Genomic DNA, 14,258 nt, shown 5'->3' on the forward strand with positions numbered 1-14,258 from the left:
TCGTCACACTCCCCAAGCTTGACCATGCGGTCACACTTGAGGGCGCAAATAAAAGAAAGCGATGTACAATCTGTACAAACAGGAAAATAATCTGACCGCACCAATACTGGGCGCAAGATAGAAATAGTACTAAATTACTACAATAAAAATATTACGTATTACTCAGTAACAAATCGAAAAAGACAAGCTTCCGTAATTGACTAAACATTAAAACGTAAAACGGTTTTTAATTTTTCCGGAGCCACTTTTCTGGCATCTGAAAGGTATACCTCCCTATGTACTTTCGATAAACGGCTATAACCTTCGGCCTCGGCGAAGGCTTCCATTATCTCAAAGGTTGCAGGTTCATCTTCAAACTTGCCAACATGAAGCATCTGAATGCACTTACCTTCTTCAAAGCTTTTGAATTCCACTTCATCCAATAACGGGTTTGGCTTCTTTTGCTTTACGGTTTCCAGAATATCACCAAATAACACCTCGTCCACAAAGTCCGGCTGGCGAATCATAACCTCGTAAACAAAGTCTTCTTGTTTAACTGTACCGTCAAAAGTCTTTTTGGCTTCATCATTAATATCCCAAACGCCTTCCAAGGGATAAACCGTATAGTCATAGTAGCCCTTGGGTTTAACTGCCATTTTCTTGGGCAGCATTTTTATCCCATAGGCGACTGAGTAAAGAGTCCCCACAATATCGGAAAAGCGTTGTTCGGCAGGGCTACCCTCTCCGCGCAGGGTAATAAAATTGAAAGCGGGAACCTCTACCAACTCAGGTTTGGCTTTTGGCAGGTAGAGGGCTTTTTCCTGCTTTCTCCATTCGTGTTTATCCGACATGGTCGTCCTTTGATCAAATAATAGCAGGCTGGATATTAAGCTTTCTTAACGTATTTCGGCGTAATTTTGATAGCGCCAACACCGGGCACCTTACAGTCGATATTGTGATCATCCGCACTTTCTACCAGGCGGATATTCTTGATTTTGGTACCAATCTTCACCACAGAAGAAGAACCCTTAACCTTAAGATCTTTAATCACGGTTACACTGTCGCCATCGCTCAAAATAGCGCCATTGGAATCTTTAACGATCAGGCGGTCTTCATCCTCTTCAGCATTGATGGGCCATTCATAGGCGCATTCAGGGCAGATATAGCTAGGACCATCTTCGTAAGGGTATTCTGAATTGCATTTTGGGCAATTGGGCATGGAGGTTCTCTTTGGGTAAATCGAAAGCGCCTATTATCCAATAAATAGAGAAGGTAATAAATGGGAAGTTAGAGCGACCGCTCAAAGCCAATTACCAGCTGTAACCCATCGTATCCAGAGTTATCAGGGAACAGATTGGCATTGGAGATATGAAACCACTGCACTGAAGCAGTCACGCGCTTCTTGCTACCCGCCGGCACCACAATGCCGGAGCCCAAAAACAGGGTAAAGTTCTCATCGCTACCATCGGCAGGAAATGGCGGCTTCGAAACCATATACTGGAAGCCACCGCCGCCTTCATAATAGTAATTGATGTTCTTCGCCGTTGAGAAGGACTTACGCAAGGCAAGATCAACGCCTAACGAGTGAGAGCTCCCACCTTCTATATCTGATGAAGGATTGTTATCCGCCACAGCATTAACATCGTAGTAGGAATAGACTACATTGGTTAATAAGATGAGGTCATAGGGCACTACCGCATAACCCATCCCCAGAGATAGCCGATAGGGATCGCCTTCATCGTTAAAGTGTACAGCAGGTACAGAGCCGGACAGATGCCAAAAGGAAGGATTGAATGAAGTATTCAATAACAGATCGGAAAAATAGCTGCTACTTTCTTTCTCAGAACCAAGGGACACGGAGGTCCACAGAGATAGAAACACCGCAAGCGCGGCCCGTTTAAATGCCACAATGTTGCTCTTCCCAGCGCCTCTAATATTGTTGTATGCATCCTAAATTTTATACCAACATCAGATAACCTGCCCTTATTTCAGACTACCCTCAAATGGCAACAACTCTCTAGGGAGCCTCAATGCTCTGAGGTATTACCGCCTCCGGAAAACCATATTTCATGGCAAGCTTTTTCATTCTGCCATCTCGCCTCAACCTCTCAACCCCCAGATCAAATGCTTTACTAATCGCCAGGCTGTCGTCACGGCGAGGAGAAAAAGCGATATAGGTGTTGGCAGACTCTGTGGCTTGACCTGCTTCTCGTAAAAACCCCGACACTTTAAGATTTTTGGCGGTATACCATACTACGGGAGGGCTATCGGTTATGACATCAATACGACCGCTCAACAATAGCTTGATGTTACGTTCAATAGGGTTTTTCCCCGTTAGCAGATGGATACGTGAAGCATCCAATGTGTGGTCTTTGACATACTGGTCTAACCCCTCACCGTAGGAATATCCCCTGACGACTCCGAGGCGTATTCCCTCCAATGACGCTAGATTTTTATAGCGCCAATCAGATTCAATCCGGGTAAACATGGTATTGCCAGAGATGATCATAAGAGGGTAACGAGGATACAGAAAGTCAGGGGCATCTCCGTGATAAGCACCTACAACACCGTTGATCTCGCCTGATCGAGCCATGGCAAGGGCCCTTTGCCAGGGCATTTCAATATAGCGCACCCGGTAACCTGCGGGCTGTAACGCTAGGTGAGCTATATCAATCATAAAGCCAGGCAGTGGGTCGTCTTCGCCACAGTTAATCGGGCACCAGCGATCCGCTGCCAACACGACGACTTTCGTCTCAGCAAAGACACAAAAACTAAAGCATAGCGTTAGGAAGCATAGAAGCCTCATCTTCATGCCTTCTGCTTATAAGAAAGGGGCACAGAGTAGTGACTATCAGTATAGCTATTTTCCGGGGGCAGACGCTGCGGGTCTGCCCCCACACTACTATCCCTGAGTCTTTAAGAACTCCAATAGCCGAGGAAACACATCGATATGCGAGTTTACCCCCATAAACAAATCATTATGGGCATAGTCAGGTACTTCGAATAATGAGACATCTTTGTCCGGGTAGTAGGTTTGGAGAATATTATAATAGGTCTGAATTGAGTCATACCAACAGCGGTTCTCCTTGCCTGTACACAACAGCATGGGAATATCGATATTTTCGACCTTATCGAGATAGTTGATTCTTTGCTTATGATCCTCATTATTAGATACCGCGGCACTGTGGTGCATCATTTTTTCCAGATGAAAATAGTAGGAGATAGGCAGAGGACCAAAGTATTCCGTCAGCTTATCATGGGTATCCGGGTGAATATGCTCATGTTTGAATATGGTTGATTCATGACCAGAACCAATAATAAAACTCATCAGGCGGCAAGTGGGATTATCACACTGGTTCTGGCTAACAGCACTTCCCAGTATTGAGAGGTATTCACTGGTTTGAAAGTCGATTTCGGCGGGATCGACGGAGAAATGGCTTAGTTTGAGCACACTGTTAGCGAAATGAGGAATGCTATACAGCTTGGCAAAAGAGCCAAATTCCAACCTTGGGCTTAACCCTAAATTTGCAATAATAGCGCTTTTAATCCCCTCAACCTGTTGATCTGCCAGTGCCATAGAAAATGCCAGAGAACCAACACAATGTGCAATCACATGAATATCATCATGCAGACTGTTAGCGCGAACATGCTCAACAGCCAAGGGAATATCGAACCTGCATACATCATCCAGATTATGGCCCATTTCCACATAACGCTTGCCATAGACGGCACTACCACGCCAGTCCAGTAACCATACATCACCAAAACCATTGTCCAGCAAATAACTCACAGGGTTATACCATTCCGGGCCCGCAAACATTTTGTAAGAGCTGGTCAACCCATGAATCATCAATATCGGTGGAGCCTCTTTGTCGCGACAGAAGCGATGCAAGTAGATATCGATATTGTCGGGGGTTGTTAATACAAAACTCTGCACGTCACAGTCTGTTACACCGCTGTAATCAATATTATCAATTCTCATAACTATTTCCTTAACTCAGCCCTTGAACATCGCTGATAAGAATCCCAAACGGTTAAATACCGTTTTAAACTTAGCCAAGGCTTTTCGCTTCTCGCGTAAAAACGGGATGATATCTACATCCTCTTTAATGTCTTGCCAGGACCAGATATTTCTTCGTAGATAGAGGTTTAGGTAATTTTTTACAAAGGGGATGGTTAAAAATGCTATCCACATCATTTTGCTTTTCATTTTTCCCTTGTCATCCAACATTGGCCTGAATGTCATATCGGCTAACTGGCTGCGAAATAATTCCGCAAAAGGTACTTCTATCATCCCGGCAAAGAGTGTCTCTCCATCTCGCTCAATGCTTATCAATAACTGAGAAACTTCAAAAAACAGGTTCTCAATCGATTTGTTAACTTTCATGCCCTTTAAGCTATAGATATCTCCCTGCTGAGACCTCAGCTCTACGTGGTACACCAAAAATAACAGGGATTCCTTTTGCTTCGGCCGATAACCGCTGAACGGAGCTATTTCAAAGAAACCATTACTGACAGCTAAAGGAGCCTTATCCAGCATTGCACACCGCACTTCTCCAGTGAGAGACACCTTTTTTGAGCTAAAGAGTTCAGAGTAACTGCCAACATGCAGAGTAAAATCTGTGTCTATAGCACAACTCTGCTGACGACCTTGTTCATAAGCCGTACGATAGTCTTCATCACTGCTTATATCCTGCCAGGGGGAAATATATCCTGACATTCTCTCAGAAACACAAAACAGGTCACCGGTATCTTTCGTTGAATCCCGATCCAGTAAACCATTTTCCTTGAAGACCTCGTCCATTCCCAGAAACAGTTCCGGGGTAATGGCCGGGAAAGACAAACCGTGATTGTTCAGAAATTGCTGGGTATAGGAGGTTTTAACCGGTGGTGCAGTCAATAGAATTTCTATAAAGGACGGTTGCTTGTCAACTTCATAAAACAGAGGTTCATATCGTGCCAGAGGCATGTCCGGCTGTTGTTTAAACAGTGCCAGCATCTTTTCACGCCATTGATCAAACGGTAGCACCTCAAGTTTATTGCCATTAAATCTGGCCCAAGTGCTCACATCGTCAAGACTGGCAGCATAGGGATTGGCAATATGAAATACTTCACCGGCATTATTCGATTCGCGGGCAATACAATCAATTGCCTTGGCAGTGAAGTCGACCGGCACCAGATCCATATCGCGCATCTCTGGGCTGATACCGGTTTTTCTAATAGTCACCAACAAGTGAGTTAAAAAGTCAGAATGATTGATTGAGTTGGTGACGGCGTTGCCTGCAATAGTGCCCAGACGCACTATCTGAGCATTTAATCCACGCTCTACCGCACGATTAATCAACTTCTCACTTGCCCATTTCGACTGTTGATAACCTGTAGGAATCCCCGCAGGGGTACCCGTTGCCACCGTCTCGGCATATTCATTTAATTGGATGTGCTGAGTACCATGCAATACCCCCAGGCTGGAAATATAAATCAGCTTCTTGTGCACACGTGTTGCACATAACTTAATCAGCGTTCTGGTGGACTCTACATTGGCTTGTTTTATTCGGTTGTAGCTTTCAAAGAAATTGACATTGGCGCCACAGTGAACCACTCGGGTAATGGTATCCTGCAGAGAATTCCACACCTCATCCTCAAGCCCCAACAAGGATTTGCCAAGATCACCGGCCAGAACATCAATTCTGTCTAATTCTTCGCTAGAAAATGACAACTTGTACTGCTCAGCTGTTGCCCTGAGACGGTCTTTTGCCATGGCTGAGTCGGCAGCCCTGATCAGGCAGGTGACACGAGCCTCCCTCTCCCGTAGCAGCTGCTTTAAGATATGCACTCCTACATAACCTGTAGCCCCGGTTAACAGAGTGTTTTGGGAAGTACCTTCCGCTGTATGCTGCCAACCTTCAAGTAGTGGCATATCATCATAAGATAGTTCGATATCCTCAAGTATCTCCCGGTAAAGCTGGTTTTTACCTTGATAAGTATCCCGCGTTAACCCTGTGTTCAAACGATCACTGATAAATGCCAACAGTGCGGTAAAGGTGGAATTTTCGTAGACCTCTTCCATGGCCAGGTCCAGGCCGAAGGTTTGATTGATCCTGACCAGAAGACCTACAGCCGCAAGCGAATCCCCACCCGACTCAAAGAAATCTCCACAGGGCTGGGTCGCCTTAAGCTCCAGGGATTGACGCCATAAGTGCTCAAGCGTGGTGGTAACCGAGGAATCAATTACTCTACTAGCTCCCTTATCTTTCTCATCATCAATAAAACACGCCGCTAGCAGAAATGCCGCTTCTTTTCTGCGATCAACGGCTATTACACTCTGCTGTGAATTTTTAGCCGATGTATGGTTTGTGAAAAAACAGTTGACCTTGACCTCAACCAACTTATCAACAGGGATGTTCTGTAACCCATCTGAAAATTCAAGGTGTAAGCTACGGCCAACGGCCTCAAGAAAATCACGGCCTGGTTTATTCCTGCATGTATCTTTATAGTCAAAACTGACCGTAGTGGCCCCCATCTCCCGGCAAATGGAATAGATATGGTTGAGGATATGCACTTCTATGCCGCGGCCCAGCACGCGACAACTGACAAGAAGATTTCTAACAACCAGGTGGCGATCCCGAACAGCGAACAGAATAAAACCAATAATGCCGTAGTCCCCAAAGCGATCACGACAACTTATTACATAACCTTCAAAGCCCTGCTTATCCAGCAAGTCCTGTAGCTGAAGCTCATTAAGCCGCTCACCGGTCAAGTTAAACTGGTTGGTTCTTTGCGTTAATTGACTCGCCCGTTTGATATTACTGCTATCAACAAAGAACAATGAGGTTTCCAGGTTAAGATCCTGAATAAAGGCTTCGATATCCGTATGCTGGGAGCGATTCTTCTTCCTGCTTACCTCCTCCCGGTAGACTCTTGTACGGTCAAAATCGCTGCTGAACTCATGGGATAACACCCATAAGTTGTCTATCCAAGCTGAAAGTGCTTCTGCCTCGGTAGGTATCTGTAGCGATAACACCTGTGGAGCCGAGAACTGCATCTTTTCGATCTCAACCGGGTTGTCATCAATGAAGACAAAGGAATCCAAACCGAGATTCAGCTCTTCAGCCAATTCCCGGACATTGCCCGATTTATCGCTCCAATTGATCTTATGGGAAACTATATGCTCCATGCTCAGCGGCATATCCTGGCGGCTATTAAATACCCGTAGCACCTCCTCTTCATTATTCTTGGAAGCCAGTGCGAGTAACCCACCGCGCTTTTGAATGGAGACCAGCTTTTCCTGAAACCGCTTGTGATGCTCGGTTATCTCTAGACCCTCAACACCATCTTCACCCACCACGCCTTTCCACAAGGTGTTATCACAATCCAACACAAACACCTTGGGCGCTATGGTTGAATGACAGTAAGAAAATGACAGCATTTTCCTGGCTAACACGTTATAGAGTTCTGCTTTATAGGGTATATGGGCAAGCTTCTCGGCATCTGGATCAAACAGGTGCTGATCAAACTCGCCTTCAAGATTCACAACGGAAACCGAAGACAAATCAGCCAGCTTTTCCATTAACCTTTTGTTAGCCTCTACCCAGAAGCTATTTGCAGCTGTAGAAGGACACAGGATAATTTGGTGATAAACCGATTTATTGTTTACCGATGCTGAAACAGCGTCGGCAATCTCATCAATAACTGTTGAAACATCCTCTTCCGATACCTCGACAGCGGCCTTATTTCTAAAGAAGTCTTCCATCCGCAGAAGAACATTCATTCCTCCTGGCCTTTTATGCTCCCCAGGTAATATCAGAGACTGAATCACCTGCTGATAGGGATAAAGTAAGGTATCAATTGATACGTCCTTTGCCTTGGATAACGACGCCATGGTTTTCTTGAAGGGGTCCAGGGTAAAAGATCCCACCACATGGACACTAAGGCTCTGCCCTTCTTCCTCGGTAGAACCCTCACTCTCAACTAGAGATTCCAGATAGGCATCATCATCGCCACAGATGATATCCAGCATCTGCAAGAACTTGGGGCTCGATTTATCCACAGCAGTTTCGTCGAAGATGTCTTGCCCATACTCAATCTTTACTGATGCAGCAGATTGTCGTTCCTGTACAGTTATCCACATATCCATATCGGAATGGGTAAACTCACCATAAACCGCTGCCAAATGCATATTATGGTGTGTCGCATTCAAATCGACTGCACGCAGATGATTAAATAACACCTGGATTCTCGGCGGTCTGTCCCCCTGTTTTGCCGTACTTGTATACAAATCCCCTATCGGAAAAAAACGCCACTTAAGAGCCGTTTTAATTTGTTTTCCCACATCAACGACTAACTCAGACAAGGACGCATGCTGCTCGGCATCGAAACGAATAGGCATAGGACGGGATAAATAGCCCATCGCGCCTTTATGAAATTTACCGGGTCTGACATCCACAGGAAGACCTATAACAAACTTGTTCTGGCCCGAGACAGCATTAACAAACAATTGGGCCGCTGCGGTATAGATTGCTGTTGTTGATATACCGAGAGACTTGGCTTTAGTATTTACAGCATCGACAACATCCTGCGGGATATCATATTCCCGATGCATTAGCTTCATGGTTCGCTTTAGCAGCGGTATATCCTTACCAAAATCTATATCTTTAAACCCCTGCAGCGATGTTAACAACTGCTCTTTGCGTTCGTTATAACGCTCGATGCCTTTGTCCTCTAATGCGCTATAAGACTGGGCATCACCCACCGCGGCATATGGAAAATCTCCTAAGAGATTGCCCAGCTTAAGTTCATAGTAATGACGAAACTCCAACCCAAACAGTACTGTAGATCGAAAGTCGGCAATAATATGGTGCACGGTTAACACAAAAATATGCTCTTCCGGTGCAACTTTGCACACTGAGCATAAAAAAGGCGGATTTTCGAAAATATTGAAATGTGTATTTAGATTTTTTCGGTAGATATTTTTGACTTCATCAAACGGCACCTCAGTGTCCGAGAAATCAAAATAGGGAACAGAGAACTCCATTTTATCACGAGGCAGAATATGCCTAATAACACCTTCCGGTGTGCGTTCAAAACAGGATCTAAAGCTATCGTGACGTTGAATAATCCCTTCGATAACTTCCGCACCAATATCGTGCCTGTATGCACCAGTAAGTGAAAACATCCCCCCAAGGTTGAATGCCAAATCCAGTGCACCTGTTAGACCACTTAAGCGAGCTATTCGGCTCTGGTCATTGGTTGCCCTGTGGGTTGATTCAAATGTGACCTGTTTATCTTTCTCATAATCATTAAAAGACATTACCTGCTCCAATAACTTCTGTCCTTGCGACGCGACGAATCTTATCGACTTTTATAAGCCGAAACCACTTAAGGGAAGAATCTATGGAGCAGTTTATATTGCTGAAATGAAGGGATTGTTAATTTTTGAACCCATAAAAACAACATGGAATTCTGGCATTCGACAGCACTAGCTGGCTGCACATCTAACTAAAGCAAACTGCCTTTTATGTATTTCTTCGGAATAGATTCATAATCAACTCCCTCTAAACACCGAACATTAACAGCCCATCCATCGAAGGGCTCAATGCCAGCTTGAATTTCCTTGCTTATATAAATCTCCTTATTACTTAATCAGTTACAGAATAAACTGCTCCATCTTACGACTTACACATTAACATCAGGAATCGGACAGCGAATAACCCGCACGAGGAAAGTGCACGTGCAGCAGCCCCAAATCTTTAGATTCTCTGGCCAAAACGATACGTTTATCGCTACATGCAACCAGGATACCCTCCACGGGCACTATACCGTAATCAGATGGGGCTACTGTGACACTTTTGCCCACTAACTCGGGCTTAGTACTCTCTTCATTAGGCAATGGCCGAGGCTCTGATTCTCTGGCAATGTTAAATACCTGATTTTGAGAAATCTGCTCAGAATTACCATGTCCTATTTGTGTGACACGCTGATACCAATCTTTTACTTTGGGGCCAGCGTTAAGTTCTCTTCGACTACAGAATACATGCAACCATAAAGGATGGTAAGTTGCAAAATCCGCTATGGAAGGTTTGTCACCAGCAATCCAAGGCTGATGCTGCAATCGTGCTTCCAGCTCATCCAGTAAGGAGTGAATTATTTTTACCGCTCTATCCCCTTTTGGCGGCCGCACGGTACCGCCTTGCATTAGGCTTTCTCGATCTTTGGCAAAACGGTACATGCCTAGCGGCCCAAAAGAGCGCAACATGGTTCCCAGTATCCGCAGAGGAGGAACCGCACCCACTGCCGCAAAAAATGCTTCTTTTTCAGCCTTGTCCATAAGTGCCTTTGACTGATCATCCAGCTGATTTACATCCAGACTCGGCTCGTTAGCCAAGTCAGACAATTCATCGGCGATCAAAGCACTGTCACAAAAAATATCCGCACCAATCTGAGCAACAGGAATGCGTCGATAACCGCCTGTTAATGGATCAACCGTGGCCCTAGGAGGTTTTACCGATGTCAGCGAAGAATACCAATGCATGTTAGTTAGCCCTAACATCAAGCGGATTTTTTCTGCATAAGGGGAGAAATCGTAATGATGAAGTATCAGCGAATTTTTCATATTGAATGAGCGTCTTATGGTTTGGACAAGAAACGTGGTACGTTGATATCACAAAAACGTGACTATTTATAGAGAAGAATAAAGTGATGGCCCAAAGCTAAGCCCCTGCCAGATGCCTACCCCCATCCACTGACAAGGTTCGACCAGTGATATATCGGCTGTTGATCAAATAATCCAGAGCCACCACGGCTTCGGGAAATTCGGGGTCAATCGCCATTAAGGGTTTTTCAGCGCCTTGTCACGATAAGCTTTATCGTCATCAGGATTAAAAGCTATCAACGCCGGTTAATATAATCAGTGAGTTCATTGTTTTACTCAGTTAAGAAATTCTGCGCGGGTGTGCGGGTTACGCTTGAAAGCACCGCCCAGCGCCGTCGTTTCGGTTTCAGAATTGACATCCATCACGCCGCGAGACTTCACACAGTAATGGGAGGCCGTGATAGTGATGGCAACATTTTCAGTGCCAAGCAGGGTTTGCAGGGCGATAAGCACCTGTTGCGTCAATCTTTCCTGAACCTGCGGCCGCTGGGCAAAGAAACGTACAATGCGATTTATTTTAGACAGGCCAATAATCTTGCCTGCCGGAATATATGCAACTTTCGCCATCCCGTCGATGGTGACAAAATGATGTTCACAGGTACTGGTGACACTAATATCTCTCACCTTAACCATTTCCTCAACGCCCATCTTGTTGTCTATAACCGTTAACTTCGGAAAGTTCCGATAATCCAGGCCAGAGAAAATCTCTTTAACATACATTTTTGCAATACGATGGGGTGTTTCACACAGGCTGTCATCCGTAAGGTCCAGGCCCAGTGTTGCCACTACCTCGGACATAAGCCCCTTAATGCGTTCGTATTTTTCCTGCTCCGTCAGCCCGGTATCGACCAGAGGCGTTTCCAGGCCCAACTCAATCAGCCGGTTTCTGACAGCCAGTGCTTCGCAGGGCAAACCAGCGGTGGTGTCTGCCGGGGAGAAGGTTTCTAAAGTCGTGTCTGCTGCTGAAGAGGAAAGACTGACAGCTTCTGCGATAGACTGCTCAGAGGTTTGTGTTGTGTTCATGGGCGCCTCTTTATCTCTGTAATGTATGTCTGTGAATAGCAACGATGGTTACACGCCATTGATTCACTCTTTATGTAGATCCATGGTAAGCGATACTGAATCAGCAAAACGCAAGGCATGGGGTTTATCAATCGTGACCGATGCATAACTTACCGAGCTGTGTTCTGAACTGATATCAAGCACATCCGAGACCAGCTTCTCCAGTAGCATAAAACGCCCCTCTTCCACTTGCTGGATAATGCGCTTGGTAACGGTTTTGTAATTAACGGCATCCTTTACCTGGTCACTGAGCGCCGCTTTATCTGCCGGGTAGTGAATAACAACATTGATCACTACATCCTGCTGTTTTTGTCGCTCTTCATCGTTAAAACCAATATAGGTTCTGAGCCTCAGGTTAGTGATTTTTATTTTCGCTTCGCGAACGGACATGCTTACTCCATGATTAGGGTTTATACGAGCTTGAAAGGAAGCGCTTGTAGACCACCAGCCAGAGACGATAGGCAAGTTCTGCCAGTGGTTTAACAGGCCTTGATGACAATAGGCGAGTGAATCGGTGCAGGGGCGTGTATTGCCAGGCAGCTAGATTTGCATCGAGACCAGTTAACCACTGACCGTCAGCCGTCCGCAAATGGAGCCTGTCGAGTAGATCCCGCTTGTCTGGAATACCACTAAAATCATCGATTGCATGAATATCATTCAAACGCAGCTCATCACTGGCAAGCCGCCGCAATTTGCATACCTCCGCCCGGCAAATGGGGCAGTTTCCGTCATAGAAGAGCTCTGCAGCAGTATCTTGTGCCTGTGTCGTGTCCACGCTGGGCCTAGTCCAATCCAAGTCCAATAAGGGGTTAGAGGCTTATACGGCTTAAAAGGTGAGTTGGATCAGCTGGGATCATGTGACCGATCAGACACGTCACAAACGTGCTTGAACTGGCTATCATTAGGGACATGCCCCAAGTTATATTGCCATAGGTGAAATATGAAAATACTGATAGTCGGCGGATCTGGAGGAATAGGCCTGGCGATTGTAAGGACATTTTTACAGCACTATTCTGACGCTGACATCATTGCCACCTATCACAATCATCTACCAGGTGTAGAAAATCCGAGACTTCGCTGGGTGCAGCTGGATATAACCGATGAACAACAAATAAAAGCGCTTGCCGCCGAACTTGGCTCTATCACTATTCTGATTAATGCAGTTGGCATGCTACATAGCAATAACCACAAACCGGAAAAGAGCATTAAGCAGTTTGATGCTGACTTCTACAACCAGAATATAGCCCTGAATACACTGCCGAGTATCTTATTAGCTAAACATTTTATGTCTTCACTGCGCGCCGCAGAGCAGACGTACTTTATTGCACTTTCTGCCAGAATAGGAAGCATCACAGATAATGCCTCAGGCGGCTGGATAAGCTACCGTTCGTCAAAAGCTGCCCTAAATATGGCGATAAAGACGATCAGTATCGAATGGAAGCAAAAGGTACCGACATGCTGTGTTTTGTTATTTCATCCAGGCACCACGGATACAGGGCTATCGAAACCTTTTCAGAGAAATCTGCCTGAAAGCCAACTTCATTCAGCTGAATTCACAGCGGCTGCCCTGTTGAATATCATTAACCATTCAAGCAGCGATGATTCAGGGAAGTTTGTTAGTTATGACGGTTCTGAAATTGAGTGGTGATATTAGGATTCTTAATTGACTTTACCACCAGGAACCTTCATCCCTCTTCTAGGTGTAAAAGTCCCTCCCTTCCCGTCAGCAAATACAAAGGGAACAGACCGGGTTTTGAAGTCATCATTTCTTCTAATCACAAAGTGAAGGTGAGGCCCTGTGGAATACCCCGAAGAACCAGACCGAGCGAGTTTATCGCCTTCTTTGACTTTATCACCCACTTTGACCAAAGCGGTACCCTGCAGGATATGAGCATACACAGCGTAGGTACCATCCTCATGAAGCACCATTACTAAATTAGCCTTATCAAGAAAGAACTGATCTCTACCGCCCATATGATAGTCATCCTTCACCCAGATGACCGTACCTCCCCTTGCCGCACCAATATAGGTACCAACTTGCATCGCAATATCAACAGCATAGATACTCGGCGGTTGAGAATGGGAAAACCTGCCATTGAATGATTGCGTGATTCGATATTTTTGACCGGACACAACCGGAACGAGATAACGATAACTGTCTGTAGTCTTATTGGGATCTCCCAGAACCCAACGGTATCGATACTCAGGAATCTTTCCAGAACTCTTGTGTAATACAACCGAAGTGAGTGCCGGTATAACTTGTTTATGTCGTGGGCTGCCGAAGAGGGTAGATTCAATCTCTAATTCAATAGGCGCGTGGAGGGGATTATTTACAACCAACGTATTATACCCCTGCTCTTGTCCCGTAAACATTTTGGGGCGATCGACCTTCTTCTTAGCAGACTTGTACTTAACCGATTCCGACTCTATTTTCGAGCTTGGTTTCTTATCACTAAAAACCCACTTACCTGATGAGTCCTTGTACTTGTAGATAGCGGCGGAGAGATTTTCAGCTCCGAATATCAATAAAGCGACAAAAAGCAAACGAAACATTACAAACCTTGATCCT

Annotated in this window: 12 protein-coding genes; 1 reads left to right on the forward strand and 11 read right to left on the reverse strand. The window is 45.3% G+C overall.

Annotated elements, in window-relative coordinates; all coding sequences use genetic code 11:
• Positions 1-200: 200 nt before the first annotated feature.
• From ACGHZ6_RS18370 to ACGHZ6_RS18415, 10 genes are all read right to left on the reverse strand, one after another.
• The gene (locus tag ACGHZ6_RS18370) at positions 201-830 is read right to left on the reverse strand and encodes a GyrI-like domain-containing protein (RefSeq protein WP_390615478.1); all 630 of its coding nucleotides are present in this window, start codon (positions 828-830) and stop codon (positions 201-203) included.
• A 35-nt stretch (positions 831-865) separates the two neighbouring features.
• A complete protein-coding gene (locus tag ACGHZ6_RS18375) occupies positions 866-1,198 on the reverse strand; it encodes a zinc ribbon domain-containing protein YjdM (RefSeq protein ID WP_390615479.1) in 333 nt (110 codons plus the stop codon).
• Positions 1,199-1,266: 68 nt separating this feature from the next.
• Complete coding sequence (locus tag ACGHZ6_RS18380) at positions 1,267-1,887, reverse strand: acyloxyacyl hydrolase (RefSeq protein ID WP_390615480.1); 621 nt, start codon at positions 1,885-1,887, stop codon at positions 1,267-1,269.
• 109 nt (positions 1,888-1,996) lie between these two features.
• A complete protein-coding gene (locus tag ACGHZ6_RS18385; RefSeq protein ID WP_390615481.1) occupies positions 1,997-2,719 on the reverse strand; it encodes a substrate-binding periplasmic protein in 723 nt (240 codons plus the stop codon).
• 162 nt (positions 2,720-2,881) lie between these two features.
• On the reverse strand, positions 2,882-3,961 hold the full coding sequence (locus ACGHZ6_RS18390) for an alpha/beta hydrolase (protein WP_390615482.1): 1,080 nt from the start codon (positions 3,959-3,961) through the stop codon (positions 2,882-2,884).
• Positions 3,962-3,976: 15 nt separating this feature from the next.
• Entirely contained in the window at positions 3,977-9,286 is a 5,310-nt protein-coding gene (locus tag ACGHZ6_RS18395; protein ID WP_390615483.1) for a thioester reductase domain-containing protein, read from the reverse strand.
• A gap of 378 nt (positions 9,287-9,664) precedes the next feature.
• Positions 9,665-10,588, reverse strand: a complete 924-nt coding sequence (locus ACGHZ6_RS18400; RefSeq protein WP_390615484.1) for a glutathione S-transferase family protein — start codon at positions 10,586-10,588, stop codon at positions 9,665-9,667.
• A gap of 315 nt (positions 10,589-10,903) precedes the next feature.
• Positions 10,904-11,650, reverse strand: a complete 747-nt coding sequence (folE, locus tag ACGHZ6_RS18405; RefSeq protein ID WP_390615485.1) for a GTP cyclohydrolase I FolE — start codon at positions 11,648-11,650, stop codon at positions 10,904-10,906.
• Between the two features lie 63 nt (positions 11,651-11,713).
• Positions 11,714-12,079 (reverse strand): dihydroneopterin triphosphate 2'-epimerase, encoded by a 366-nt coding sequence (folX, locus tag ACGHZ6_RS18410; RefSeq protein WP_390615486.1) that lies wholly within the window; start codon positions 12,077-12,079, stop codon positions 11,714-11,716.
• A 13-nt stretch (positions 12,080-12,092) separates the two neighbouring features.
• The gene (locus tag ACGHZ6_RS18415) at positions 12,093-12,464 is read right to left on the reverse strand and encodes a thiol-disulfide oxidoreductase DCC family protein (protein WP_390615487.1); all 372 of its coding nucleotides are present in this window, start codon (positions 12,462-12,464) and stop codon (positions 12,093-12,095) included.
• A gap of 165 nt (positions 12,465-12,629) precedes the next feature.
• Between ACGHZ6_RS18415 and ACGHZ6_RS18420 the strand changes: the two genes are divergently transcribed.
• Complete coding sequence (locus tag ACGHZ6_RS18420; protein WP_390615488.1) at positions 12,630-13,337, forward strand: SDR family NAD(P)-dependent oxidoreductase; 708 nt, start codon at positions 12,630-12,632, stop codon at positions 13,335-13,337.
• Between the two features lie 11 nt (positions 13,338-13,348).
• Here ACGHZ6_RS18420 and ACGHZ6_RS18425 read toward each other — a convergent pair whose 3' ends face one another.
• Complete coding sequence (locus tag ACGHZ6_RS18425) at positions 13,349-14,242, reverse strand: M23 family metallopeptidase (protein ID WP_390615489.1); 894 nt, start codon at positions 14,240-14,242, stop codon at positions 13,349-13,351.
• Positions 14,243-14,258 lie beyond the last annotated feature (16 nt).

The organism is Maricurvus nonylphenolicus (genome assembly GCF_042854845.1).
Lineage (GTDB): Bacteria > Pseudomonadota > Gammaproteobacteria > Pseudomonadales > Cellvibrionaceae > Maricurvus > Maricurvus nonylphenolicus.